This window comes from Botrimarina sp. (assembly GCF_040219535.1).
GTDB lineage: Bacteria > Planctomycetota > Planctomycetia > Pirellulales > Lacipirellulaceae > Botrimarina.
Map to the genome: position 1 here is coordinate 239,916 of NZ_JAVJSH010000024.1, position 26,559 is coordinate 266,474.

16 protein-coding genes are annotated in these 26,559 nt (G+C 70.3%); 12 read left to right on the forward strand and 4 right to left on the reverse strand.

What is annotated here, in order from left to right:
- The first annotated feature begins 15 nt into the window (after positions 1 to 15).
- From RIC11_RS14710 to RIC11_RS14765, 12 genes are all read left to right on the forward strand, one after another.
- On the forward strand, positions 16 to 5,586 hold the full coding sequence (locus tag RIC11_RS14710) for a CehA/McbA family metallohydrolase (protein ID WP_350212598.1): 5,571 nt from the start codon (positions 16 to 18) through the stop codon (positions 5,584 to 5,586).
- Positions 5,583 to 6,218, forward strand: a complete 636-nt coding sequence (locus RIC11_RS14715; RefSeq protein ID WP_350212599.1) for a hypothetical protein — start codon at positions 5,583 to 5,585, stop codon at positions 6,216 to 6,218. The genes RIC11_RS14710 and RIC11_RS14715 overlap by 4 nt, the downstream gene beginning before the upstream one ends.
- Positions 6,215 to 7,459 carry a Tm-1-like ATP-binding domain-containing protein gene (locus tag RIC11_RS14720; protein ID WP_350212601.1) on the forward strand — a complete coding sequence of 415 codons (1,245 nt, stop codon included), beginning with the start codon at positions 6,215 to 6,217 and terminating at the stop codon, positions 7,457 to 7,459. The genes RIC11_RS14715 and RIC11_RS14720 overlap by 4 nt, the downstream gene beginning before the upstream one ends.
- A 25-nt stretch (positions 7,460 to 7,484) precedes the next feature.
- Positions 7,485 to 8,342 (forward strand): phosphoenolpyruvate hydrolase family protein, encoded by an 858-nt coding sequence (locus RIC11_RS14725; protein ID WP_350212602.1) that lies wholly within the window; start codon positions 7,485 to 7,487, stop codon positions 8,340 to 8,342.
- Complete coding sequence (locus RIC11_RS14730) at positions 8,339 to 11,056, forward strand: glycoside hydrolase (protein WP_350212604.1); 2,718 nt, start codon at positions 8,339 to 8,341, stop codon at positions 11,054 to 11,056. Before RIC11_RS14725 ends, RIC11_RS14730 begins: the two co-directional genes overlap by 4 nt.
- Complete coding sequence (locus tag RIC11_RS14735) at positions 11,053 to 13,461, forward strand: alpha-L-rhamnosidase-related protein (RefSeq protein WP_350212606.1); 2,409 nt, start codon at positions 11,053 to 11,055, stop codon at positions 13,459 to 13,461. Before RIC11_RS14730 ends, RIC11_RS14735 begins: the two co-directional genes overlap by 4 nt.
- Positions 13,462 to 13,501: 40 nt before the next feature.
- A complete protein-coding gene (locus RIC11_RS14740) occupies positions 13,502 to 14,821 on the forward strand; it encodes a Gfo/Idh/MocA family protein (protein ID WP_350212608.1) in 1,320 nt (439 codons plus the stop codon).
- Between the two features lie 97 nt (positions 14,822 to 14,918).
- The gene (locus tag RIC11_RS14745; protein ID WP_350212609.1) at positions 14,919 to 16,403 is read left to right on the forward strand and encodes a BNR-4 repeat-containing protein; all 1,485 of its coding nucleotides are present in this window, start codon (positions 14,919 to 14,921) and stop codon (positions 16,401 to 16,403) included.
- A 57-nt stretch (positions 16,404 to 16,460) separates the two neighbouring features.
- Positions 16,461 to 18,140 (forward strand): L-lactate permease, encoded by a 1,680-nt coding sequence (locus RIC11_RS14750; protein WP_350212611.1) that lies wholly within the window; start codon positions 16,461 to 16,463, stop codon positions 18,138 to 18,140.
- A 346-nt stretch (positions 18,141 to 18,486) separates the two neighbouring features.
- Positions 18,487 to 19,449: an NAD(P)-dependent alcohol dehydrogenase gene (locus RIC11_RS14755; RefSeq protein ID WP_350212613.1), complete on the forward strand. Its 963-nt coding sequence runs from the start codon at positions 18,487 to 18,489 to the stop codon at positions 19,447 to 19,449.
- Between the two features lie 77 nt (positions 19,450 to 19,526).
- Positions 19,527 to 19,706, forward strand: coding sequence for a hypothetical protein (locus RIC11_RS14760; protein ID WP_350212615.1), 180 nt, complete (start codon positions 19,527 to 19,529; stop codon positions 19,704 to 19,706).
- Entirely contained in the window at positions 19,703 to 20,908 is a 1,206-nt protein-coding gene (locus RIC11_RS14765; RefSeq protein ID WP_350212617.1) for a glutamate-cysteine ligase family protein, read from the forward strand. The genes RIC11_RS14760 and RIC11_RS14765 overlap by 4 nt, the downstream gene beginning before the upstream one ends.
- 41 nt (positions 20,909 to 20,949) lie before the next feature.
- On the opposite strand, the gene RIC11_RS14770 is transcribed toward RIC11_RS14765, so the two are convergent.
- From RIC11_RS14770 to RIC11_RS14785, 4 genes are all read right to left on the reverse strand, one after another.
- Complete coding sequence (locus RIC11_RS14770; RefSeq protein WP_350212619.1) at positions 20,950 to 21,519, reverse strand: hypothetical protein; 570 nt, start codon at positions 21,517 to 21,519, stop codon at positions 20,950 to 20,952.
- Positions 21,506 to 25,537: a chemotaxis protein CheB gene (locus tag RIC11_RS14775; protein WP_350212620.1), complete on the reverse strand. Its 4,032-nt coding sequence runs from the start codon at positions 25,535 to 25,537 to the stop codon at positions 21,506 to 21,508. Before RIC11_RS14775 ends, RIC11_RS14770 begins: the two co-directional genes overlap by 14 nt.
- 313 nt (positions 25,538 to 25,850) lie before the next feature.
- Complete coding sequence (locus RIC11_RS14780; protein WP_350212622.1) at positions 25,851 to 26,282, reverse strand: molybdenum cofactor biosynthesis protein MoaE; 432 nt, start codon at positions 26,280 to 26,282, stop codon at positions 25,851 to 25,853.
- Positions 26,279 to 26,527, reverse strand: coding sequence for a MoaD/ThiS family protein (locus RIC11_RS14785; RefSeq protein WP_350212624.1), 249 nt, complete (start codon positions 26,525 to 26,527; stop codon positions 26,279 to 26,281). The genes RIC11_RS14780 and RIC11_RS14785 overlap by 4 nt, the downstream gene beginning before the upstream one ends.
- Positions 26,528 to 26,559: the final 32 nt, after the last annotated feature.

Genomic DNA, 26,559 nt, shown 5'->3' on the forward strand with positions numbered 1-26,559 from the left:
CTGAGAAAGAGAACCATGACCAACCTTCGTTCGATAGCGACCCGCGTCGCCCCCTTGGCGGCGGCGCTGGCTTGTGTCGCCGCCGCCGTCGCGCACCCGGGCCACTTCGGCCCGCACACACGCGTGGTGGCGAAGGCCGAGTCCCCCGACTCGGCCGCCGCGTCGAAGGAACCCGCCAAGCGGCCGTCGAGTGAAGCCGACCGGCAGCGGGCGTTCTTCGCCTACGAGTTGCTCACCGACGTTGCGCTACGGTGCCCGACCCCGAGCCAAGCCTTCTACCTCGACCAAGCGGAGGCCGACCACAAGCTTGTCAACGGCGCCGGTGTCGACGCGGACCAGCGCCGGCGGCGCCGCGAGCAGACGATGCGGCGACTGGCGAGCGAGATCAAGCCGGTCGACGTCTCGTGGACGGCCGAGGGCCCGCGGTTATCCGAGTCGACCGACGCGATCGAAGTCGCGCGGTCGCTCCCCCGCTGCCTGCTGGTCCGGGTCACAAACCAGCTCCCCGACGCCGCCATCCGCTTGGCCGCCCGCGCCGACCGCCCCGGCCACCCGTTCGGCGTCGAAACGAGCATCCTGCCTGGCGACACCGCCGGGCTCCTTGTGCAGTTGACCGTCGACGACCCATCGGCCGCGACGGCCTCGGTGGAGCTGCAGCAACGCGACGGGGCGGCGCAGGCCTACACGCTCAAGATCCCCGTCCAAGTCGTTGAGCCGGCGGTGGTGCGCGGCGTGGCGATCGACGGCGACAGCGGGAAGCCATGGCCCGCGCGGGTTTACGCGCTCGGACCGGACCACCAGTACCGCCGCGGCGAACGCTACAAAGACCTCGAGACCCTCAGCCGCAAGGAGCTGCTCCGCTTCTGGCAACTCGGCAAGTTCTACCAGCTGCCGTTCTTCTATTGCGACGGGTCTTTCGAGGTCGTGCTCCCACCCGGCGAGGTCGAGCTGACGATCGAGCGCGGCTTCGAGCACGAGCCCGTCACGCAGCGGCTGACGCTCCGCCCCGGCGAGACACGCGACGTCCGCCTCGAGTCGGGCCGCTTCTGCGACATGAAGTCCCGCGGATGGGTCTCCGGCGACACCCACGTGCACTGGGTCATCAACCAGTGGGACGTCGACCTGCCGCTCGACCTGCTGTCGGTCGTCCAACGCGCCGAGGACGTGCGCGTCGCCAACAACCTCACGCTGCTGCAGCGCGGCTCCTCGAAGGCCTTCATCACGCCGAATCAAGCGCCCATGGGCCCGGTCGAGTCCCACAGCGACGAGCAGTACCACGTCGAGATGGGCGAGGAATACCGCAACGAAGACCTCTACGGGCACCTCTGCTTCCTGAACCTCGACTGGCTCGTGATGCCTATCGGGACCGGCTCGCTCATCGCCGGGCCCGACGCGCTGGACTACCCGACCAACCGCACGGCGATCCTATCCTGCCGCGAGCAAGGCGGCATCAGCATCGAGGCGCACGGCCTCGGCGGCAACAAAGACGTGCCGGTCAACGTCGTGCACGGCCTCACCGACTCGCTCGACCAGATGCCGGTCGACGAGTACTACCGCTTTCTCGACTGCGGGTTCCGCCTGCCGCTGACCAACGGGTCCGATCACCCCGCCCGCGTGGTCGGCTGCGCCCGGGCTTACGTGCGTGTCGACGGCGAGTTCACGTACGACAAATGGATCGAGGGGGTCCGGCAGTGCCGCACGTTCACCACGTCGGGCCCGTTGCTCTTCCTCGAGGTCAACGGCGCCGAGATCGGCGACACCCTGCGTGTCGACGCCGACGAGCCGCTGACCATCACCGCGCGGGCCGAATCCCGGCGGCCGATCGACACGCTCCAGATCGTATCCAACGGCGAGGTGCTCGCAACGAAACACCTCGACGCCCGGGAAGGAGAGGTGTCGGTGACCATCCCGGCCGGCGAGAGCCGCTGGGTCGTCGCCCGCTGCGGCCCGCCCGGCCAGGGGTTCGACGCGTTCAACGCGATCCAGACGCCCGAGGTCGCTCACACCAGCGCGATCTACGTCGACGTCGATGGCCGGTCCCGCTTCGTGCCGGACGCGGCCAGCACCTGGATCGAGCGGATGACGCGGCACATCGAGGACATCCGCTCGAAGGGGCGGTTCGCCAACGCCGCGCAGCGCGAAGAAGCCATCTCCTACGTCGAAGACGGGATCCGGCAGTTCGAGGAGTTAATCGCCGCGGCGGCCGCCGGCGCGCCGCTCCACTCGGTGGCGATGGAAAAGCCAACCGCCACCGGCGATCAAGAACCCAAGAAAATCGTCCTCATCCCCACCGCGCTCGACCACCCCTGGGCGACGCACATGTATCGCCGCGGGTGCGAGCTGCTCGCCGCGTGCCTAAACCAAAATCCGGGCGTGGAGGCCGTCGTGTCGCCCGACGATGATTGGCCGAAGGATCCGTCGGTTCTGGAGGGGGTCGATGCGATCGCCTTCTACTCGCGGCCTGCGGGCGACCTGCTGCTGGCGCCGGCCCACCGTGACGAGGCCCTCGAGTTGATGAACGCAGGCGTGGGCCTCGCCGCGATCCACTGGTCGACCGGCACGTCCGACGATCAGTTCGGCCCACAGTACCTCGACTTGCTCGGCGGCTGGTTCTCCTTCGCGCACTCCGGCCTGAAGGTCGACCGGCAGACCCTCGAGCAGGCCGCCCCGGACCACCCGGTTTGCAACGGCTGGTCCCCCTTCCCGTTGCGGGACGAGTTCTACCTCAACCTCAAGTTCAAGGATTCCGCCAAGCCGGTGCTTACGGTCGAGGTCGACGGCGTCGAGCAAACCGTCGCATGGGCCTACGAGCGGCCCGGCGGCGGCCGCAGCTTCGGCACAACCCTGGCCCACTTCCACGACAACTTCGCGATCGACGAGTTCCGCAGGGCGGTTGTCAACGGCTTGCTCTGGGCGGCCGGCGCCGAAGTGCCCGCCGGCGGGGCCGACGTTTCGATCCCTTCCCGCCAGCTCGAGCTGCCCGACGCGCCGCCGGCGGCTTCCGACGAACCGAAGTGGCCGAGCGCGCCGGTTGTCGAGCGGCAGCCCCTGCTGCTGCAGGTTGACCGGCTCGTCGAGGCGCTCGACTACATCGGCAACCCCGTTCCGCAATCCACCCGCGACGCCCTCCGAGCGTTGCGCGACGAACGCGACGACGAGGTCGTCACCAGTCGCGTGCAAGAACTGCTCGACCCGCTCTGCTTGGCGGGCGTGCGGATCGCCGATGGCAAGATCGCCGCGGCCGAGGGCGCCGTCGAACCCATGCTCGTCGAGCAAGGCTGGCGGAGCTTTTTGGTGAAGGTCTGCAACGACGCCCGCCTCACCACCCGGCTGCACGTCGAAAGCCCCAACGCGCGATCGATGCCCCACTCCAAAGCGGAGGACGTCGCGAGCCGCTGGCTGGGACTGACCACCTACGACGGGCGGCCGCTCCAGGCGAGCCTCAGCGGGCTGCCGCTGGAGTATCGCGTTGTGCAGATCTACAGCCGCGACGCCGGCCCCAACGAGGCGACCCTCGAGTTCAGCATCGACGCCGAGCCCGGCGCCCGCGGCCGCTTGGTGCGTGAGTGGCGGTTCGACGAGGGGACCGATGGCTGGCAAGAGGCCAACCAGATCGAGCTCGAAGCGCGCGACGGATCGCTGTGGGCCACCGGCCAAGGGAGCGACCCGTTCCTCTCCGCCGAAGTCGGCGGCGCGTCGGGCGACTTGCTGCTCCGCTTCTGGGCCGAGGCCGAGGAGGACGGCATCTGCCAGGTCTTCTTCTGGACCGAGGAGCAGCCCGAGCCCGATCCCAACAAGGCCGTCACCATCCCGCTGATGCCCGGCGCCGCGCAACAGTACGAGGCGGCCATCAAGGTCGACGGCGTCCTCGCCGGCGTGCGGATCGACCCGAACGTGAAGGCGTCGCGCACCCGCTTCGACTGGATCGATCTCTCCTACGCGCACCGCCGCGGCGAGACCTGGACCAGCCTGCCGCTGCGCTTCGACGCCGAGCCGGCCGTGCAGGTCGCGATCGAGGTGGTCGACAAGCACCCCGAGGCCGCCGCGGCGGCGTTCATCGTTCGCGACAAGCTCGGCCGGATCTACCCGGAGCAGTCGAAGCGCCTGGCGCCCGACCTGTTCTTCCAGCCCCAAGTCTACCGCCTCAGCGGCGAGACGATCGACCTCCCCCCGGGCGAGTACGACGTCGAGGCGTGGCGCGGCCCGGAGTCGATCCGGGAACGCCGCCGCCTGGTCGTTGGTGAGCAGGGCGCCACGCTCCGGCACGAGGTCCGGCGGTGGATCGACCCCGCCGACTACGGCTGGTGGTCCGGCGACCACCACATCCACGCGGCCGGTTGCCTGCACTACCAAAACCCAACCCAGGGGGTCCACCCGCCCGACATGATGCGGCAGATCATGGGCGAGGACCTGCACGTGGGGTGCTGCCTCACTTGGGGCCCCTGCTTCGACTACCAGAAGCGGTTCTTCACCGGCGACGACCACGACGTCATGCGATACCCGTACGTGCTGCGGTACGACGTCGAGGTCAGCGGCTTCGGCTCGCACGCGTCGGGCCACCTCAACCTCCTTCGCCTCAAGCAGCAGATCTACCCGGGCGGTGAGTCGAAGGACCACTGGCCAACCCTCGGCTTGCAGACGCTGCGCTGGGCAAAGGCACAGGACGCCGTCACCGGCACCGCCCACAGCGGCGCCGGGCTCACCCGCTACATCGACCGACTCGGTGTCGAAGACGGCCCCCACGGCCTCCCCCACTACAACATCCCGGCCTACGACGGCATCGGCGCGAACGAGTTCGTGGTCGACGTGACCCACGAGCTGCCCGGCGCCGACGGCCAGCCGAAGCCCGCGCTCGACTTCATCGCCACGATGAACACGCCGCGGCGCGACGAGTGGAACATGTGGTACCACGTGCTCAACTGCGGCTACCGCGTCCGCGCCAGCGGCGAGACCGACTTCCCCTGCATGAGCGGCGAACGGGTCGGCATCGGCCGCGTCTACGTGAAGGTCGACGGGCGGCTCAACTACCCCGACTGGGTCCAGGGCCTGCAAGACGGGCGCAGCTACGTCAGCGACGCGCTCGTGCACCTGATGGACTTCCAAGCCGAGGCTTCCGGCCAGACCGTCCGCATGGGCGAGGAGGGGAGCGAGCTGCGGCTGGCGGAGTCGGGCCGGGTGCGTTTCGCCGCCGACTGTGCCGCGTTGCTCGACGCGGACGCCCTCGGCTCGCCCGACGCGGCGGAGGTCGAGGTCGAGCTGATCGTCAACGGCTACCCGGCCGCGACGAAACCCTTGCCCGCCGACGGCGAGCCCCGGCGGATCGAATTCGACGTCGACGTGCCCAGCAGCGCGTGGGTCGCCCTGCGGGTATTCCCGCACGCCCACACCAATCCGATCTTCGTCGTCGTTGATGGGCGCCCGATCCGCGCGTCCAAAGCGAGCGCCGAGTGGTGCTTGCGGGGCGTGGACCAATGCTGGCAGATGAAGCGGAACACCTACGCGCCCGCCGAGCAAGACGCCGCGCTAGCCGCGTACGAGCACGCCCGCCAAGCGTACCGCCGGATCGTCCAGGAGGCCGACGAGTGAAGCGCCTCGCCCTATCGCTGCTCACCCTCGCGGCCACCTGCGCCCCGAGCGCCGGCCAGCCCGACGACCAATCCCCCGACCTCCGCAGCCGCATCGACGCGGCGCTCGCGGCGCTCGCGGAGGTCGATCCGGATCAAGCGGAGCGCGCCCGCGCCGCCGTGGGTCCGCTCGGCGACGACGGCGGGCCGCCGGGGCGGGAGCTCCAGCGAGCGCTCGATCGCTTCTGCTTGCTCCAGGTCGCAATCAACCCGGAATCGAGGGTCAAGGTCGACACGGGCGGAGCGCCGCCGCGTCTGACGGTAGGCGGGCCCAACGCGTTCCTCGTGAAGGTCGAAAACCAGGCGGCCGTGACCGCGCCGCTGCGCGTCAGTTCGCCCCAAGCGGTCGGGGCCGGCGCTCCCGCGTCCGGCGGCACGTGGCTGCGAATGCGGATGCACGACGGCCATTCCCTGCCGCCCGAGCTGACCGGCGCCCCGATCGAGTACCGCGTCGTTGTGCTCCAGACCGATCAAACCGGCGACCGCGCCGCCGTCGTGGCGATGGACGTCGGGCAGGGCACGGCCGACATCGGCTTCCGCAACGACGTGCTGCTCACCTTCCGCTGCGAGAAGCCCCAGGGAGCCTCGCAATGAACCAGCCTCCGGTGGTGATGCTCCTGGGAGCATTCGACACAAAGGGAGCCGAGTACGCGTACGCCCGCGCCCGACTAATCGAGGCCGGCGTCGGCGTGCTGTCGGTCGACTTCGGCGTGCACCCGCCGAAGGCCGACTTTCCGGTCGACCTGGGGGCCGACGAGGTCGCGGCCGCCGCCGGCGAGGACCTCCAGCAGCTCCGCTCGGCCGGCGATCGGGGCCGCGCCATGCACGCCATGAGCCGCGGCGTCGCGGCGATCGCCGCGCGCCTGTTCCAGGAGGGACGCATCGACGCGGTCTTCGGCATGGGCGGGTCGGGCGGCACGTCGGTCATCACCGCGGCGATGAGGGCGCTCCCGCTGGGCGTGCCCAAGGTCTGCCTGTCGACGGTCGCCGGCGGCGACACGGCCCCGTACGTGGCGCAGAAAGATATCGTCCTTTACCCGTCGATCGCCGACATCGCCGGACTGAACCGGATCACACGCCGCGGCATCCAGGGCGCCGCAGCCGCGGTGGCGGGCATGGCCCAGCGGCCCGCCTCGGTCGCGGCGGAAGATCGCCCGGTGATCACGGCCAGCATGTTCGGCAACACGACCGAGTGCGTGGACCGCTGCCGCGCCGAACTCGAGCGCGACGGCTACGAGGTCCTGGTGTTCCACGCCACCGGTGCGGGCGGCAAGGCGATGGAGTCGCTCATCGACGAGGGGTTGGTCGACGCGTCGCTCGACCTCACGACGACCGAGCTCGCCGACACGCTCTGCGGCGGCGTGTTCGACGCCGGCCCCGCGCGCCTGACCGCGGCGGGCCGCCGCGGGATCCCTCAGGTGGTCGCCCCGGGCTGCGTCGACATGGTCAACTTCGGCCCCCCCGACACCGTGCCCGAGCGCTATCGGACGGCCGACCGGCTGCTCTACGAGTGGAACCCGTCGGTGACCCTGATGCGCACCACGCCCGACGAGAACAGCCAGCTCGGGCGGATGATCGCCGAGCGTCTGAACGCGGCCGCCGGGCCGACGGCTGTGATCTTGCCGCTGCGCGGCTATTCAATCCTCGGCGCCCCGGGCGGCGCGTTCCACAACCCCGAGGCCGAGGAGGCGCTCGCGGCCGCGTTGCGAGCGGAGCTCGCCCCGCGGGTGCGCCTGGTCGAGGTCGACGCAGCGATCAACGCGCCCGAATTCGCCGAAGCCGCCGTCGCGCTGCTGCGTGAAACAATCGCGTCGCACGAGAAAGCCACTCCCTAGCCCTTCCAGACCGAATAGCGAATCGATGGCAGAACCCACCGTACTCACCCGCGAGGCGATCCTCGACCGCCTCCGCACGCGGATCGCCAACGGCGAGCCGATCATCGGCGGCGGCGCCGGGACCGGCATCAGCGCCAAGTTCGAAGAAGCCGGCGGCATCGACCTGATCGTCATCTACAACTCGGGCCGCTACCGCATGGCCGGGCGGGGGTCGCTCGCCGGCCTCATGCCCTACGGCGACGCCAATGGCGTCGTCGTCGAGATGGCGGGCGAGGTCCTCACCGTCGTACGCGACACGCCCGTGCTCGCCGGCGTTTGCGCGAGCGACCCGTTCCGGCTGATGGGCCGCTTCCTCGACCAGCTGGCCGCGATCGGCTTCGCCGGCGTGCAAAACTTCCCGACGGTCGGCCTGATCGACGGCGCCTTCCGGCAGAACCTCGAAGAGACCGGGATGGGATACGACCGCGAGGTCGAGATGATCCGCCTCGCGAGCAGCAAGGGCCTCCTAACAACGCCCTACGCTTTCTCCCCGGACGAGGCGACCGCCATGGCCGAAGCAGGCGCCGACGTGGTCGTCGCGCACATGGGCCTCACGACCAGCGGCAGCATCGGCGCCGACACAGCCAAGTCGCTCGACTCCTGTGTCGACGCGGTGCAGGCGATCGCCGACGCGGCCAGGGCCGCCAAGCCAGACGCGCTCGTGCTCTGCCACGGCGGCCCGATCGCCGAGCCCGACGACGCCCAATACATCCTCTCCCGCACGCAGAACGTCCACGGTTTCTACGGCGCGTCGTCGATGGAGCGCCTGCCGGTCGAGACGGCCATCAAGCAGCAAGTGCAGCGGTTCCGCGCGGTGCGGCTGCAATCCCACGACACGCAATGAGGCAGTCCCGGGTGCACACCTTCGAGCCTTTACTTTGTCTGGCCGCGGCCGTTGCCGTGCTCCACGTTGCGGGCGACGCCACGGCCTCCCCGGCCACCCCGCCCGGTGCTTCGCTCATGGACGACCCCGGCGCCTGGCAGGCGCTGGGCTGCCGTGTCGAGCCGCTGGAGGGGGGCGGCATGCGGCTGGTTGAGATGACCCCGCACGCGGTCCTGCAGCGCCCCATCGACGCGCCCGCCGGGGGCGCCGTCATCGAGTTCGACCTGAGGGCCGACCTTCCCGACGGCGAGCACTACGTGAGCTGGACCGCGGAAGGGGGTCGCCCTTGGTCGGACTTCGTCCGCGTGCCGGTCATCGTCGACGGCCAGTGGCGCCGTTACCGCCTGCCGCTCGCCGGAGCGGGCCGCACGGCCGCGATCCGCATCGCCCTCTCGGGCGACGCCGACTCGCTCGCCGAACTCCGGAAAGTCCGCGTCACCGCGGTCGGCGCCAAGGCCGACGCTCCCACAGCCGTTCGGGAGGCCACGGCCGGGCCGCTGCGGTTAGTGTTCGATCCCAACGACCGTCGCTTCGTGGTGCACGATCAACGCACCGGCCGCCAGTGGCGCAGCGACCCCTTGGACCCTTGGGCCGCCATCCAGGACAGCAAAGCCGACGAGAACGGACGCCTGACGCTCGACTTGGTCAGTCGCTTCTCGGAACGGCCGCTCACGCTGCGAGCGACCGTCACGCCCGACGGCGCCGTCCGCTTCCAGGTCGCCCCGTCGTCGCCGGACGACCCGATAGAGGGCCTCGAGCGACTCGCGCCCCGTTTCACGACCGCTCTGGAGAACGGCAAGCTGGTCTTCTGCGACCGATCGTGCGGCGTGCTGCTCGACCAGCGTGACACCGCCTACTCGGGCTGGCCGCTACGCGTGTGGGGCAACACCCATTGCTTGGACATGCCCTGGATCGGCCTCTACGACCGTCGCCGCGGCGACGGCGTGATGACCCTCTTCGAGACCCCCGCCGACGCCGAAGTGAGCCTCCTCCCCGACGCGGACGGGCGTTGCTGGCCGCAGCCGCGGTGGCTCGCTTGCCGCGACCGTTTCGCTTACGAGCGCAGCGTGGTCTACCGCTTCGTGCCCGACGGCGCCTACGTGGCGATCGCGAAAGCCTACCGAGAACTACTTAAAGCCGACGGGCGGCTCACGACGCTCGCCCAGAAGGCACAGCAGCGCCCGCCGGTCCAGCGACTGCCCGGGGCCGCGATCATCTGGACCGCCGACGAGTACATCGACCAGCTCGACGCGGCCCGGTCGCTCGGCGTGCGGCGCGGCGTGGTCAGCGGCGTTCAGCGTCGCCGCCACGTGGCGGAGCTCAAAGAGGCCGGCTTCCTCGTGGGCCGCTACGACAGCTACTCGGACATCTTCCAGGGCGCGACCGGCTTCCAACGCGACGACATCCCCCGCGCCGCGGTCCGTTCCCGACCGGGCGCCGATCCGCTCAACGGCTGGACGATGGACGACGGCCGGCAGATGGCCTGGCGGTCGACGGCTTTCTGGATGGCCGCCGCGATGTCCTACACGCCGCAGCAGCTCGCCCGCAGCGGCCACAACGCGCGGTTTATCGACGTGGCCGTCGCGGCCAAGGCCTTCGAGAATTGGGCCCCCGGACACGATTACGACCGCCGACGCGACATCGAGCTCCGGCGCGAACTCCTGCAGTACATCAACGGGTTCGGAGTCGAGGTCGGCGCCGAACACGGAAACGACTGGGCCGCCGACCTCGTCGACCACCACGAGGGCGCCCTCAGCGGGCCGTTCTGGTGGTCGAGCTGGGACGCCGGGCGGCTCCAGCCCCCGACCGCCGACCAACTCTCGGAGGCTTACAAGAAGTTCGGCGCCGGGTTCGCCCACCGCGTGCCGCTCTGGCAGCTCGTTTTCCAAGACTGCATGGTCAGCACTTGGTACTGGGGCGACACGCCCGGCATGCTCCACCACGCCGACGAGCGGATCGCCGACCACAAAGACCTGATCACGATCCTCTACGGCGGCGCGCCGCTGTTGTGGCTCTCCGATCCGGGACGCGGGTACGACTGGCGCGAGAATCGCTGGCGGTGGCTCCGCACTTACCACGACACGACGCCGCTGCACGAGCGCGTCGCCTTCTCCCAGATGACGAGCCACCGCTTCCTCAGCGAAGACGGAGCGGTGCAGCAGACGCGCTTCGCCAACGGCGCCGTCGCCACGGTCAACTTCGGCGACACGCCGGCTATCGATCCCGACGACCCCGACACGACCCTCGCCCCCGACGGCTACCGAGTACGCGCCCCCGGCCTGAGGCAACAGAGGCTGTGGATCGACGGCGGCGCCTGCCTCGAGCTCGAGTCGGACGGCTTGCTGATCGTCGATGCGCCGCGCGAGCGCGAAGCGCTCGGCGTGCGACACACCGGACGCGTCACGATGTTCCGCGACGACCAGGGCGCTTGGACGGCGATGGGAGAGCCCGGCGCCCAGGCGGCCATCGACCTGAGCCGTGTGGCCGGTTGGCCGCCCGGACAGGCCGTCCGCAAGACGCCCATCGCCGCGGTCCATCCGGGGGCCGACGCCACGGACATCCGCGTCGGCGAGCCCATCGAGCTGCCCGCCGCCGACACGGGATGGGCGTACCGCTTCGAACCTGTCGACAACCCCAAACCAGCCGCCCAAACCGGCCCCGCGACCGCGCCATGAACCCTTTCCACTTCCGATCGATCGCCGTCGCGCTGTGCCTCGTCGCCTGCGCGACCGGCCCCCACGCAAACGCGTTCCCCGCGCCCGAGGGCGACTGGCGGGCCGACTGGATCGGCGTGATCGGCGGCAGCAAGCCCAACACCTGGCTCTGCTTCCGCAAAGACGTGCGGCTCGACTCCGCGCCCCAGGCCGCCGTCGCGCGCATCGCCTGCGACAGCAAGTACTGGCTGTGGATCAACGGCGAGCCGGTCGTGTTCGAAGGCCAACTGAAGCGCGGGCCGACGCCGACCGACACCTACTTCGACCGCGTCGACCTCACGGCCCACCTGAGGGCCGGCGCGAACACGATCGCCGTGCTCGTGCAACACTTCGGCAGGCACGGATTCTCGCACAACAACTCCGGGAAGGCGGCGCTGCTACTGGACGCCGACGTCGACGGCCAACCGCTGCTGAGCGACTCGACGTGGCGGGCGAAGGTCCACCCGGCGTTCGGCACGACCGACCCCCCGCTCGACAACGTACGGCCACCCGAGGCGAACGTGCGGTTCGACGCGCGGCACGACATCGGCGACTGGCGCGGGCCCGAGTACGACGACTCGGACTGGGGACCGCCGACTCTCTTCGGCAAACCGCCCACGGCGCCGTGGAACGAGCTGTACGAGCGACCGATTCCCCAGTGGGCCGACTCGGGCCTGAGGGACTACGAGGCCGCGCCGGCCACGCCGCTGCAGGCGACCGGCGAAGAGATCGTCTGCCGCTTGCCCTACAACGCCCAGGTCACGCCGTACCTGGAGGTCGACGCCCCCGCCGGCAAGGTCATCGGCATCCACACCGACGTGCTGCACCGCTACGGCACGTTCCGGCAGATCGAGACCCACCGGCACGAGTACGTGACCCGCGACGGCGTCCAGCAGTGGGAACTGCCCTCCTGGATCAACGGGCACGAGGTCCACTACGACGTGCCCGCCGGCGTGCGGGTGCTGCGCCTCGCCTACCGCGAGACCGGCTACGACACGCGAGTCGTCGGCCGCTTCCGCTGCGACGACAGCCGGCTGAACCAGCTCTGGGACGAGGCCGCACGCACGCTCTACGTGACCATGCGCGACACCTACATGGATTGCCCCGATCGCGAGCGGGCCCAGTGGTGGGGCGACGCGGTCAACGAGCTGGGGGAGGCCTTCTACGTGTTCGAGCCGCAGCGGGCGCCGCAGCTAACCCGCAAAGCGATCTACGAGCTGTGCCGCTGGCAACGCCCCGACGACACGCTCTACTCGCCCGTTCCGTCGGGCGTGCGGCGCGACGGCATCCTCTACCCGCTCGACGGCTCCTGGGAACAAGAGCTGCCACGGCAGATGCTCGCGAGCGTCGGATGGTACGGGTTCTGGACTTACTATTGGTACACCGGCGACCGGCAGACGGTCGTCGACGCGTACCCCGCCGTCCGCCGCTACATGAGCCTCTGGCGGCTGGGCGACGACGGCCTCGTCGAGCACCGCGCCGGCGGCTGGGACTGGACCGACTGGGGTGAGCACCGCGACGTGCCGGTCATCGAGAACGCGTGGGTCTACCTCGCGCTGAAGGCCGCCTGCGAAATGGCCGAGCTCGCCGGTGAGGAGGAGGACATCGCCGAGTACCAGCGCCTCATGGCGTCGATCCGCGACAACTTCCGCCCCGCGTTCTGGCGCAACGGCGAGTACCGCTCCGCGGGTCACCAGGGGCCGACCGACGACCGCGCCGCGGCGATGGCGGTTGTCGCCGGGCTGGCCGAGCCGGCAGACCACGCCGGCGTCGCCGAGACGCTCCGCACCCAACGCCACGCCAGCCCCTACATGGAGAAGTACGTCCTCGAGGCGTTGCTGCAAATCGGCCGACCCGATGACGCGTTCGACCGGATGGTCGAGCGATACGACTACATGCTCGGCGACGGGCTCTCCACGTTGTGGGAGTTCTTCGACCCGTTCGAGCTAGAAGGATTCGGCGACATGGGACGCGGCACCTACAACCACGCCTGGTCCGGCGGGCCGCTCACGATCCTGAGCCAATACGTGGCCGGGGTCGCGCCGACCGCGCCGGCGTTCGCCCGGTTCGAGGTCCGTCCGCAGCTCGGCCGGCTCCGCACCGTCCAATCGACGACGCCAACCCCCAGGGGTCCGATCGAGCTGTCGATCGAGCGAATGGACGACGGCGCTCTGCGGGTATCCATCGAATCCCCGGCGGAATACGACGGCGTGCTCGTCGTGCCCGCGCCCGCGGCGCACGGCCGCGTCACGCGCGACGGCGAGACCGTCTGGCAAGTCGGCGAACAAGCCGCCAACAACGGGCCGGCGGCGCCTCGCGTGGACGGAGAGAATCTCCGACTCCCGATCCCCCCCGGCGGGTCCATTTGGACGGTCCACCCGCGCTAGCCCCAGCGAGCGCTCGCCGCCAACCCCGGAACACCTGTCAATGAAGGCTCAACTAACGGATTTATCGCGGCGCGGATTCTTGAAGCAGTCGGCCGCTCTCGCCGGCGCGGCCGCGGCGCCCTCGGCGCTCGCGGCCGCGCCCGGGGCCAACGACCGGATCGGGATCCTCGTGGTCGGCTGCGGAGGGATCGCCCGCGCGCACGCCGAGTGGATGCCCAAGAGCCTCCAGATCCGCGCGCTCTGCGATGTCGACAGCCATCGGCTTCGGTCCTTCCAAGCCGAGTTCGCCCTGCACGCGCTTGTCTCATCGGACTACCGCGAATTGCTCCCACGACCAGACATCGACGCCGTGCTGGTTTGCACGCCCGATCACTGGCACGCGAAGGTCGCCGTCGACGCGATGCGAGCCGGCAAGTCGGTCTACTGCGAGAAGCCGCTCACGCTGACGATCGCCGAAGGGGACCAACTACGCGACTCGGTCCAGGCGACCGGGAGCGTCGTGCAGGTCGGCACGCAGCAGCGCAGCGACCCCAACTTCCAGACCGCGGTCGCTCTGGTGCGCGAAGGCCGGATCGGAGCGATCCGGCGAGTCACGTGCGCCATCGGCAGTGGTCCGGTCGGCGGACCCTTCGGCGCCGCGCGCGTGCCGGACGGCCTCGATTGGGAACGGTGGCTCGGCCAGGCCCCGGAGGTCGAATACCGACCCGAGCGTTGCCACGGCAACTTCCGGTGGTGGTACGAATACGCCGGCGGCAAGCTGACCGATTGGGGCGCCCACCACGTTGATATCGGCCTCTGGGCGCTCGGCGAGGAGGCCCTCAACGGCACGGTGCAGGTCGAGCCCTTGTCGGTTGTGCACACCCCGCCGCTCGTGGACGGGATGCCGGCGAACGACGACTGCTTCAACACGGCCAGCGAGTTCCATATCCGGTGCCGCTTGCCAAGCGGCGCCGAACTCGACATCCGCGACAACGCGCCCGACCTGGGGTTCGACAACGGGGTGATGTTCGAGGGAGAGCGGGGCAGGGTGTTTGTCAACCGCGGCAAGGTCACCGGCGCGGCGGTCGAGGAGCTCGAGCGAGACCCGCTGCCCGAGGAAGCGACCGCCGCTCTCCGGCACGGCCGGCCGGTCCAGCCGCATCTCGAGGCCTTCTACCAAGCGTGCCACGACGGCAAGCCGCCGGTCTCTGACGTCGCCAGCCACGTGCGACACCTGAACATCTGCCACGCGGCGAACGTTGCTATCCGGCTCCACAAGCCGGTCGAGTTCGACGCGCTCACTTCGCGGTTCGTCGATCGATCGATCGACACTCGATGGCGCAGCCGAGACCCGCGGCCCGGCTACGCGATCGACGCGTAGCGAAGCGGCCGAGATCGATGGTAAAGTGGGCGGCCGGGGCCCGTGGGCCCCGGCCGATCAATGCCCCTCGTCGAACCGCCTTCTCGGGAAGCGTCGGATGACTTTCCTGCGAGCCGCAGCAATCGGCTGCGCCCTGTGTGTCCCCGGCTACGGCGTCGAGGCGGATGCGCCCGCCGAGAAGACGCCGATCGTCGAGGCCACGCCGGCGAGCGGCTACAAGGGCGTCTGGTACCACAACGGCGCCTTCGTCGAGCCGCACGGGCACAAGTACAGCGGCGGCCTGGGGACCTACTGCGCCAAGCACAGCCCTTTCGCGGTCTACTGCCCCGAGGCGGACAAGACCTTCTTCACCTACGGCGGCACGACCGACGAGAGCGACACCGAGTTGCTCCACATGATCGCGTACTTCGATCACCGCACCGGTCGGGTCTGCCGACCACGCGTGCTGCTCAACAAACAGACCGGCGACGCCCACGACAACCCGGTCCTGCAGGTCGACCCCGACGGCCGCGTCTGGCTGTTTTCGACGTCGCACGGCCGAGCGCGCCCCTCGTTCATTCACCGCAGCGTCGAGCCCTATTCCATCGATCGCTTCGAGCGCGTCGCGGCCGTCCGCGCGACGCCCGACGGCCACGAGCCCTTCGACAACTTCTCCTACATGCAGGTGCACCGCTCGCCAGCCGCCGGGTTCGTCGCGTTCTTCACTCGCTACGGCGACCCGGCCGTCCGGACCAGCATGTTCACAACCAGCCCCGACGGCGTCGCCTGGTCGAGCTGGCGCCGCCTGGCGGCGATCGACGAGGGGCACTACCAGATCAGCGCCGTCGACGGCGATCGCGCGGCCTGCGTGTTCAATTACCATCCCGAAGGGGAAGGGCTGAATCACCGGACCAACCTGTACTACGTAGAAACCCTCGACGGCGGCGCCACGTGGAAGGCCGCGTGCGGGCAAGAGGTCGCCGTCCCGGTGACCTCGCCGGACAGCCCCGCGCTGATCCACGACTACCGCACCGAGGGGCGGAAGGTTTACCTCAAGGACCTCCGCTTCGATCCGACGGGCGCGCCCGTCGCGCTCGTGGTCACGAGCGACGGCCCCGCTCCCGGCCCGGCCAGCGGCGTACGCCAGTGGGAGCTGCTGCGGTGGGAGTCGGGCGAGTGGCGGCGGAGCGTCGTCACGCAGAGCGACCACAACTACGACATGGGCTCCCTCTATTTCGAGCCGCGGCGTTGGCGGATCATCGCCCCCACCGACCCCGGCCCACAGCCGCACGGGACCGGTGGGGAGATCGTGTCGTGGTCGAGCGACGACCGGGGCCGCACCTGGCGCCGCGACACGGCGCTGACCAGCGGCAGCGAATTCAACCACACCTACGTCCGTCGCCCGGTGCACGCGCACGACGACTTCTACGCGCTGTGGGCGGACGGGGACCCGAGACAGCCGTCGCGGTCGAGACTCTACTTCTGCAACCGTGCGGGGGAAGTCTTCCGCCTGCCCGAGCAGATGGAGGCCGACGAGGTCGTGCCCGAGTCCGTGGGCCGCCCCACCACGCCCGACTCGTCACGCTCGCAGCCCGCGTCGTAGATCACGCCGAGCCCATGAAACTTCCTCGTCGGAACGCCACGCGTGTGGGGGGATCTCTTGCGTGAGCTCGGGCTGGCGCTGCTGGCCGTCGCTCCGCTGGTGAGCGTCGGCTGGCTGCTCGTGGTGGCTCGCTGGTCCGCTGCGAAGGCGGCGCCGGTCGGCTTGGTCGCGATGGCGGTCGTGGCCCTGGCCGTGTGGCGGACTCCCCCCGTGGCGGTCGCCGCGGCGGGCGCCAAGGGGTTGGTGATCGCGGCCGAGATCCTCTTCATCGTGTTCGGCGCCATCTTGCTGCTAGAGACCATGGAGAGGCTCGGCGCGTTGGCGACCGTGCGGCGGCGACTCGCCGACGTGTCGGGCGACCGGCGCGTCCAGGTGCTGCTGATTGCGTGGTTCTTCGGGTCGTTCATCGAGGGCGCCGCCGGCTTCGGCACGCCGGCGGCGGTCTGCGTGCCGTTGCTGGTCGGCTTGGGGTTCCCCCCGCTCGCGGCGGCCGCGGCCGGCTTGGCGATCCAATGCACGCCGGTCTCGTTCGGCGCGGCGGGCACGCCGATACTGGTCGGCGTGAGCACGGGCCTCGCCGGCGCGCCGGCTGTGGAGGGTTACTGCGCGGCCGAGGGCCTGGATCACCGCGAGCTGCTCCAGTCGATCGGCGCCCGGGTCGCGATCCTGCACGCCGCTGTCGGCTGGGCCGTGCCGCTCGCGCTGGTCGCGGGGATGACGCGCGTGTTCGGAGCGAACCGCTCGTGGCGCGAAGGGCTAGCGATCTGGCCGTACGCGGCGTTCTGCGCCGTGGCGATGCTGGCGCCGTACACGGCCGCGGCTTGGTGGCTCGGTCCGGAGTTCCCGTCGCTCCTCGGGGGCGCCGTCGGCTTCGCCGTTGCGCTGATGGTCGCCCGCGCCGGCTGGCTCGTCCCCCGACGCGGCGCCGAGTGGTCCTTCCCGCCTGTCCAAGAATGGCCGGCGTCGTGGCGGGGAAATAGCGTCGAACCGGCCGACACGCGGCGGAAGCCCGCGGCGCCGCTCGCTGCGGCTTGCGCGCCGTATGTCGCCGTCGCCGCCGGATTGCTGCTGACGCGCACGGTCGAGCCGGTCAAGCAGGCGCTGGTCGCCGTGCGCTTCGGCAGCGACGACTTCTTCGGCGCGGGGATCGGCCGCTCGGTCTCGGTGTTGTATTCGCCGGGCGCGGTGTTCGTGACGGTCGTGGGGCTCACGCTGCTGGGTTTCCGCCTGGCCGGGCGCTGCGTGTCGGCCGACGCGAGCGCCGCCTGCCGCGCGGCCTGGGCCACGACGGCCAAGGCGGCCCCCGCCTTGTTCTGCATGGTTCCGGCCGTGCAAGTGTTTCTTCACTCCGAGGGCGACCTGCCCGCGATGCCCATGGTCCTTGCCAGCTCGGCCGTGGGGCTCATCGGCGGCGCGTGGCCGATCGCCGCGCCGTGGCTGGGCGGGCTGGGCGCGGCGGTCGCCGGGAGCAACACGATCAGCAACATGACCTTCGCCCTGTTCCAGTTCGAAACCGCCGAGCGCCTCGCGTACGACCCGGCGGCCGTCGTTGCGCTGCAAGCGGTCGGCGGCGCGGCGGGCAACACGGTCTGTATCCACAACGCGGTCGCGGCAGCCGCGGTGGCGGGGCTCACGGGGCGGGAGGGCTCTCTCTTGCGGATGACGGCCATCGTGTTCGTCTACTACGTGGTCGCTGCGGGCTGCTTGATGGCGGCTTGGCTCTGGGTGGCGGGTTAAGCGGGGGGTGGCGGGTTAAGCGGGTGGGCCGCCGCACCGCCGACGCCGGACGCGGACTACGCTATCGCGAACCGCTGCGAAGTGGTTTCCGGGCGACCCGATCGGCAGGCGAACGATCACCGCCGCTTCGCCGGACGGGCTCGGTCGCTCACTCGTGAGGCAGAGAACCTGCCCCAAGTTGCGCCGGCGGTGCAGGTCGGAACTGGCACAAGGCTCGCAGGATGAAACGCCCCCGGCGTCGCCAACCGATCGCCGCGTTCCGACGGCGCCGACGACCGACGGCCTTCCTACGGCGGCGCGGGGTTCGGCGTCGCGACCGATTAGCCTCTCGACTCCACTGCAACTTATGCGAGCTATCCAGTACCACGAGTACGGCGACCCGAGCGTCCTGCGCTGCGAGCAGCGCCCCAAACCGCGTTGCCTTCCCGGCCAGGTGCTGATCCGAGTGATCGCGGCCGGGGTGAACCCCGTCGACAGCCGGCTGCGATCGGGCGAGATGCGCTGGGTGCTGCCCGGCGGATTCCCCCGAACGCCGGGCTACGACGTGGCGGGCATCATCGAGCAGTGCGACCCGAACGGGAAGTTCCGGCCCGGCGACCGAGCCGTGGCGTACCTCGACAACATCTACGGCGGCGGCTACGCGGAACTAGCGGCCTGTGCAGAATCGGTCGCCGTCCCGCTGCCCACCGGCCTGTCGTGGCGCGAGGCGGCCGGGTTGCCGCTCGCCGGGTCGACGGCGCTGCAGTCGCTCGAGAAGCACGGCCGGCTGGAGTCGGGGCAGCGTGTGCTGGTGATCGGCGCGAGCGGCGGCGTCGGCTCGTTCGCCGTTCCGATCGCCAAGCGGCTCGGCGCGCAGGTCACGGCGGTCGCTAGTGGCGATTACGAAGGCTACGTGCGCGAACTGGGCGCCGACGACTTCATCGATTACCGCCGCACGCACTACGCCGACGAGGACGCGCGCTACGACCTGATCTTCGACGCCGCGGGCAAGAGCTCGTACGAAGAAGCCAAGGCCGCGCTCAACGACAGCGGGCGGTATGTCACCACCGAACCCTCGCCCAAAGCGGCGCTCGACGCGGTCCGGACCCTCTTCAAGTCGCAACGCGCGACCCCCATGCTCGCCAGGCCCAAGGGCGAGGACCTCTCGCGGCTGGTGAGGTGGGCCGCGGAGGGGGAGCTACGGGTGAACATCGCGAGCGACTTCTTGCTCGAGCAAGCGGCCGACGCCCACCGGTTCCTCAACGAGCAGAGCTTCTGCGGCAAGCTGGTCCTGCGTGTCGACCCAGATGCCGAATCGGGCGGCCACTAGTCGAGTCCGACTACGCGTCGGCGCGCGACGAAAACGGCGGGCGCCGAGCAATAGGCGGTAAAGGAAGAGGCCCACGCATGGCAGGTTTCGACGTGGCGGTCATCGTGGGAGGGGGCGCGCCGGCGCTCAACCTGGCGGCGCGGCTCATCGACGAGCGGACGCCCCTGTCGCGGCCCGTCGACTCGCCCCTCGCCTGCCCGACCGCGGGCGCGCAACGGCAGGACGCCCTCCGGTCGTCGCTCGAGAGGAAGCCATGACAGCCTCGCGCTACGACATGGGCTCCACGGCCCCAACCGGCAGGGCGCGTCGCGGCCCAACGGCGGCCGAGATCGCGGCCTACGTGCGCGCCGGCTCGACCGCACCGGACGGGTGGCGGATCGGTGTGGAGCTGGAGGAACTGCTGCTGGACCGTCGCGGCCGTCGAGCGAGCTACCATCGCGTCGCCTCGGCCGTCGGCCGTGCGACCCGGCGCCTCGGCGGCGAGCCGCAATACGAGGACGGCCAGATCGTGGGCGGTTCGAGCCGGCGCGGCGGGATCTCGGTCGAGCCGGGCGGCCAGATGGAATGGTCTTCTCCGCCGGCGGCCAGCCTGACCGAACTGCACGAAGGCGTCCGCCGATGGCTCGCCATCCAGGAATCTGTCCTGCGGGAAGGCGGCATGCATCCCCACTTCCGCGCCTATGCTGGGAACGCCATCAACGCGACCCACCGCCCAGGAAAGCGTCGTTATCGCGGCATGCGACGCCATTACCGCTCGGTCGCCGCGCGCACCCTGCCGGCGATGGAAAAGACGGCCGGCGTTCACCTGTCGTTCGACTACGCCGACGACCGCGACTGGTCGGAGAAATTCCGCGCCATGCTGTGGGCCGCGCCGCTCGCCGCCGCGCTGTTCGCCAACTCGCCGGGCGTGTGGCGCGGCGTGTCGATGCGCGCCGTCCGGCCGTGGTTGTGGCGCCGGTTCGATCCCGTTCGCACGCGGTTGCCGCGAGCCGCTTTCCGGCCGGGCTTCGGCGTCGACGCGTACGCCGCCTGGGCCGCGAGCCGCCCCCCGCTGCTGCCGCGGGGTTCGCGGGACGGGTCGGACGACGCGGCGCGCGCGGCCGACGCCCGCCTGGGCGAGCTGTTTCCCCTGGTCCGCTCGAAGCAGGTGCTGGAGGTCCGTTCGATGGACCGCGTGCAGGCCGACGACCTGCCCGCTATGACCGGGTTCTGGACCGGTCTGCTCTACGACCGGAAAGCCCTCGCCGAGTGGGCCGACGCTCTGCCGCCCAGCGGCGACCGATCGGTGTGGGAACGCTGGCTGTACCAGGCGTGCCGCCGAGGCCCGGCGGTCCGCGGCGAACTCCGCCGGCTGCTCCTGCTGTCGGCGCGCCTGGCCGGCGAGGGGCTGGCTCGCCGGGGGCGCGACCCCCAAGCGGCCCGGTGCCTCGAGCGGCTCGAGCAACTGACGCCGCGCTAGCCGCGCGGCGGCGAGCACGCGCCTGCGGCGGCCCGAGCCGACTAGTCGAGCATCGAGCGCAGATCGGCGCGGCACCGCTCGCACACGGTCCACACGATCTGCACACGGCTCTCCCGGTCGAGGACCGCGCCGTCCGTGACGGCGGCGAGCGCGTCGGTCCACTCGCCGCTGTTGACCCGGAACAGGTTGCAGATGCTGCAGCGCTTCAGCGCCGTCGCGCCGGAGTCGCACGCGTGGGCAGCCAAGGCCCCCTCGCGCGGGGTGACCGACAGGGTCTCGCTGCGGAAGCCCACCCGGCCGTTTCCGATCGGCTCGACTCGCATCCGCATCCGCCGACGGAACCCCGGCGAGTCGCAGCGGTAAGGGAATTCCAGCGGCTGGCCCGACTCGCGTACGCGTCGCAGCACGAGCTTGTACAGCTCCGTCAACGACTCGCCGCGAATGAAATGCCACAGCGACTCGCCCACGACCGAATCGGGCTGGAGCCGGTCGCTCCCCTCGTTGTCGGCCGCGAATTGCGACCAGGCCTCGCCCACGTCGATCAGCCGATCGTCGCTGTCGATCACGTAGGTGACGACCCGGTCGCCCGGCGTAGTATCAACCACTTCCATTGCTCGTTGCTTCGGCCACGACTCGGATAAACTCGGCTCGGTCGATCGGCTTGGAGATGTAGCCGCTGCAGCCGGCGTCGTAGCACTTCTGGCGATCGCTCGGCATCGCGTTGGCGGTCAACGCCAGGATGGGCGACTCGAACCGGCGCCGCCGCAGCTCCCGCGCGACCGCGTAGCCGTCCATGCCGGGCATCTGGATGTCGGTCACCACGCACGCATAGCCGGCGCCATCGGCTAGCGACCGCTCAACCTCGGCCAGGGCTTCCTCGCCGCTCCCGACGGTGGTCACCTCGGCGCCCACGTCGGCCAGGATGTGCTCGGCGATGAACCGCATGTCGCGGCGGTCGTCGACCACCAGCAGCTTGCGCCCGTCGAGCCGCGGCAGGTCGTCCCTCAGCTCCGCGACCCCGGCCCCCTCCACGGGCGCGAGCGCCTCGCGCCAGGGGAGCCGGAACTGGAACGCCGAGCCGACGCCGGGTCGGCTCCTGACGCGGAGCCGGCCGTCCATCTCCTCGACCAGCTGCTTGGCGATCGCCAGCCCGAGGCCCGAGCCCTCGTGAGCGCGGCTCGACGTGGAGTCGATCTGGCTGAACGGCTCGAACAGCCGCGCGAGGTCCTCGGCGGCGATGCCGTGGCCGGTGTCGGCGACCGTGACCACCAGCTCGCGCCGCCGCGCGGTGCGGCGGCCGCTGAGCGTCGCGCGCCCCCCCTGGCCGAACTTCACGGCGTTGGTGAGCAGGTTGACAACGATCTGCTTCAGCCGCCGGCTGTCGGTCAGCATGCCGTCCACCAGGCTGTCGCGCAGCCGCGCCTGCAGCTCGACGCGGTTGGTCGCCGCGCGGGGCCGGAGCGTGTTGAAGCTGTCCGACAAGACCGCGCGGACGTCCACGGGCTCCTTGGCGATCTCGACCCGGCGGAGCTCGATCTGCGAGAGGTCGAGCAGGTCGTTGATCAGGCTCAGCAGGTGCTCGCCGTTGCTGCGGATGATCTCGATGCAGTTCTGGTTGTCGGGCTCCTTGAGCTGCCCCTTGAGCAGGTCGGCGAAGCCGAGGATCGCCGCCATCGGGCTGCGGATCTCGTGGCTCATCTTCGCCAGGAAGTCGCTCTTGGCCTCGTTGGCGGTCCTCGCCGCTTCGACGGCCGCCTCCAGCTCACGCTCGGTTTGTTTCAGCGTGGTGATGTCCGAAGCCGACACGTAAAAGCCGATGACCTCGCCGTCGCTGTTGCGCTCCGGGCGGTAGTTGACGATGACCGACAGCTCGCTCCCCGCCGGGCCGATGAACGACTCGAACTGTTGCGGCTCGCCCGCCAGCGCGCGATCGATCCGCGGCTCGCTCTTGGCGTAGGCTTCGGCGCCGAGCACTTCCCGCACCGGCATCCCGATCATCTCGTCGGTCGGGATGCCGAACAGCTGCGAGTATGCGCGGTTCGCGTACGCGTAACACCGCTTGCGGTTCACGAACGAAACCAGCACCGGCACCGCGTCGATCGCTCGCTGCAAACGGTCCTGAAACTTCTCGGCGCGCGTCCGGGCCTCGACCAGCGCCTGGATGTCGGTCAGCGTGACCGTCACGCCGGACAGCTCGCCGTCGATCTCGAAGGGCAGGACCCGCAGGAAGTAATGCGTGCCGGCGGTGTCGGTGACCTCACTCTGGTGTGGCTCCCCGGTGTCGAGCACGCCGGCGAGCAGGGCGTCGAGCCTCTCGATGCACAGGTTGTGCGAGAACGCGAGCAGCGGACGCCCCAGGTCCTGCGGCTCCAAGTGGAAGAGCTTGGTCGCCCCCGGCGTGAAGCGGCGGATCGCCAGCGCCCTGTCGAGGAAGATCGTGGCGATGTCGGTGCTCGCCAGCAGGTGGTTCATGTCGACGTTCAGCGCGTGGAGCTCCGAGTTCTTGCTCTGGAACTCCACGTTGACCGTGTGCAGCTCTTCGTTGACGGAGTTGAGCTCCTCGTTAGAGCTCTGCAGCCCCTCGTTGCTCGACACGAGCTCCTCGTTCGTCGCTTGCAGCTCCTCGTTGCTCGCCTCGAGCTCCTCGATCGTGCTCTGGAGGTCCTCCTGCGCGGCGGTCAGCTCGTCCTCGAGCTCGCGGACACGCCTGCCGAGCTCCCCGCTCTCGCTAGAAAACTGCAGCAACGCGCCCCGGCGGTCTTCCTCCGAAACGGTGGGGCGGTCGGTCGCCTCGGCCGGGTAGAACGACAGGGCCAGGTACTGGCCCCCGCCGCGGGACGGCCGCACCGGCGTCAGCGTGATCGCTACCCGCTGCTGCCCGCCGGCGGAGGTCGGGATCGTCGTGTCGGGCAGGCGCACGTGCTCCCCGCCGCCGGCGATGGCCCGGCGGACGCCTACCGACAGGACCCCCTGCAAGGGCTCGGGGCACAGGTCGAGCAGGTCGGTGCTCACCTTGCGGCCGCGGAGCCTGAGGAAGCGGTCCGCGCCGCCGTACATCTCGACCACGCGGCGCTCGCTGTCGATCAGCAGCGTGGGGGGCAGCACGCCGTCGAGCAACGCGTCGTAGAGGTCGTGCTTCGGGCTCGCCACGGCGCCCGGCGGCGGGGCGATCGCCGCCGGCCGCGCGGCGTTGGCCCGCAGCGTGACCGGCAGGGTCACGTCGTCCGGCAGGCGCGCGTCGCGGATCTTGCGGTAGAAGCGGAACTTGTCGTGCACCGACTGGAACTCCCTGTCCAGCTCGCCGACGGTCTCGCTCGGGCCCAAGAAGAGGACCCCGTTCTGCTTCAGGCCGAAGTGGAAGAGCGTCAGCACGCGGTTCTGCGCGGCGGTGTCGAAGTAGATCAGCAGGTTGCGGCACGACACCATGTCGAGCGACGTGAACGGCGGGTCGTGCAGCAGGTTGTGCGGCGCGAACACCACGAGCTGGCGGATGTGCTTCCGCAACCGGTGCTGGCCGTCGCGCGCCTCGAAGTGACGCTCCAGCCGATCGGCCGACACGTTCTGCAGCGTGGCGTCGTCGTACGTGGCGGCGCTCGCCCGGCGGAGCGAATCGTGGTGGATGTCGCTGGCGAAGACCTTGATCGGGACCGGCGCGGCGCGCTCGCGGTTCTGCTCGTGCAGCACCATCGCCAGCGAGAACGCCTCCTCGCCGGTCGCGCACCCGGCAACCCACACGCGGAGGCCGGTCTCCGGGTCCGCCCGCTCGAGCAGCTGCGGCGCGACCTCCCGTTCGAAGTACTGGAAACAGGGCGGGTCACGGAAGAACCTCGTGACACCGATCAGCATGTCGAGGTACAGCTGGTCGATGTGCGACGGGTCCGACTCGAGAAGGCGCACGTAGTCGGCCAACGACTCGACCCGCGCGAGCGCCATGCGGCGATCGACACGTCGGCTCACGGTCGCCGATTTGTACTGCGAGAAGTCGACCTGCAGGCGGTCGCGGAGCAGCGTGAAGATGCGCTCCATCTCGTCGCCCCGCTCGGTCTGCGAGCCCGGGCCGAGGATCCGCCGCGCGATGATCGGCCCCATGTTCTCCGACGGCAAGACGTGGTCGACGCAGCCGGTCGCTTGGGCGCTGTGCGGCATCCCCGAGAACTTGGCCGTCGCCTCCGACTCGCAGAGCACCAGGCCCCCGCTCCTGCGTATCTGCCGGACGCCCTCCGACCCGTCGCTGCCGGTCCCCGAGAGCACGATGCCGATCGACCGCTCGCCGTGCTGCTCGGCGATCGACTTGAACAAGCGGTCGATCGGCAGGTGGGGCAGCTCGTCGGCTTCTTGCTCGCTGAGGCGCAGGGCGGCGCCGTCGACGGTCAGGTCACGCCGCGGCGGGATCACGTACACGTGGTCCGGCTCCATCGATTGCCCGTCCTTGGCGATCGACACGGGCATCATCGTGCGCCGTGCGAGGAGCTTGTCCATCATCGTCTCGTAGTTCGGCGAGAGATGTTGGATCACGATGAACGCGGCGCCGGTCTTCTCGTCGAGCCGGTCGAAGAACCGCTCGAGCGACTGCAGACCACCGGCCGACGCGCCGATGCCCACGACGTATCCTGGTTCCTTATCCGCCATCCGATGAGAGAGTTGCGGGGGCGGCCATCGTGTAGAAACCGGCGCCGAGGCTCGTGCCGATTCGTGCGCTACCGGGGTGCTGCGGCAGCCGAGGGCCCAAAGGGGAGGGGGGAGTCCATGCGGTTTGGCAGCCGTCAGCCAGACGCGGGGCTCCGGCCCATGTCCCCACGCTTCGGCGCAGCCTCAAATATATTCCGCCGTCGCCTCCGGGAAAGGGCGACAGATTGATCGTTCGCAGGCCAATCGGGTCGACAACAGGCCAGTTGCGGCTGGCGGACGAAGCTTTAGGGCGAACGCTCTGTGGGCCCCACCATCACGCGCCGTCCGGCTTGCGCGCCCCGACACCGTCGGACTCCCCAACGCGGAACGCAGGCGCCTTCCAAATCGGCGCGGAGCGTTTCATCTCGTCGATAAACTGCCCCAGCGCGGCCAAGGCTTCCCCTCGGTGCGGCGAAGCCACCGCCAGCCGGAAGGAGACCTCACCCACGGCCACGCGCCCCGTGCTGTGCTCGACGCGTACCGCTAGCAAGCCGAACTCCGCCGCCGTGCGTTCCGCGAGCCGACGCAACTCCGCGGCGGCCATCGGCTGGTAGGCCTCGTAGACGAGCGCGTCGATCTCGCGCCCCTCTTCTAGGCGCCGCACGACCCCTTCGAACACGACCACGGCCCCCGCCCCGGGGCAAGCGAGCGGCGCCGGCCGAGCGAGCGCCCCCTCGGTCATCGCGACCTCGACAGAAACGCTCATCCGCCCGACACCATACCGATCAGGGCCACCTCGTCGTCCGGTCCGACCCGCTGGCCCGGCCCGGCGAAGCTTTGGTTCACCGCCAATCGGCTCGACGAGAGCGACGCCCGCAGCGCCGGCGCGTGCCGCGACAGGGCCTGGCAAACTTGCTCGGCTGTTGGGTGGTCGCTGTCGACCTCGACCCGGAGCCGACGCGCGCCGACCATCGCCGCCTGGGGGCCGAACAGGAGCACTTCGACGTTCATACGCGTTTGGGGAGTTGCTCGAACCGCCGCGG

Bases quoted from the DNA above. Each gene is read 5' to 3' on its own strand.
- RIC11_RS14755 (WP_350212613.1), top strand. From the start codon at position 18,487: ATGCGAGCTATCCAGTACCACGAGTACGGCGACCCGAGCGTCCTGCGC.
- RIC11_RS14740 (WP_350212608.1), top strand. From the start codon at position 13,502: ATGAAGGCTCAACTAACGGATTTATCGCGGCGCGGATTCTTGAAGCAG.
- RIC11_RS14760 (WP_350212615.1), top strand. From the start codon at position 19,527: ATGGCAGGTTTCGACGTGGCGGTCATCGTGGGAGGGGGCGCGCCGGCG.
- RIC11_RS14735 (WP_350212606.1), top strand. From the start codon at position 11,053: ATGAACCCTTTCCACTTCCGATCGATCGCCGTCGCGCTGTGCCTCGTC.
- RIC11_RS14770 (WP_350212619.1), bottom strand. From the start codon at position 21,519: ATGGAAGTGGTTGATACTACGCCGGGCGACCGGGTCGTCACCTACGTG.
- RIC11_RS14780 (WP_350212622.1), bottom strand. From the start codon at position 26,282: ATGAGCGTTTCTGTCGAGGTCGCGATGACCGAGGGGGCGCTCGCTCGG.
- RIC11_RS14765 (WP_350212617.1), top strand. From the start codon at position 19,703: ATGACAGCCTCGCGCTACGACATGGGCTCCACGGCCCCAACCGGCAGG.
- RIC11_RS14720 (WP_350212601.1), top strand. From the start codon at position 6,215: ATGAACCAGCCTCCGGTGGTGATGCTCCTGGGAGCATTCGACACAAAG.
- RIC11_RS14745 (WP_350212609.1), top strand. From the start codon at position 14,919: ATGACTTTCCTGCGAGCCGCAGCAATCGGCTGCGCCCTGTGTGTCCCC.
- RIC11_RS14725 (WP_350212602.1), top strand. From the start codon at position 7,485: ATGGCAGAACCCACCGTACTCACCCGCGAGGCGATCCTCGACCGCCTC.
- RIC11_RS14785 (WP_350212624.1), bottom strand. From the start codon at position 26,527: ATGAACGTCGAAGTGCTCCTGTTCGGCCCCCAGGCGGCGATGGTCGGC.
- RIC11_RS14710 (WP_350212598.1), top strand. From the start codon at position 16: ATGACCAACCTTCGTTCGATAGCGACCCGCGTCGCCCCCTTGGCGGCG.
- RIC11_RS14775 (WP_350212620.1), bottom strand. From the start codon at position 25,537: ATGGCGGATAAGGAACCAGGATACGTCGTGGGCATCGGCGCGTCGGCC.
- RIC11_RS14730 (WP_350212604.1), top strand. From the start codon at position 8,339: ATGAGGCAGTCCCGGGTGCACACCTTCGAGCCTTTACTTTGTCTGGCC.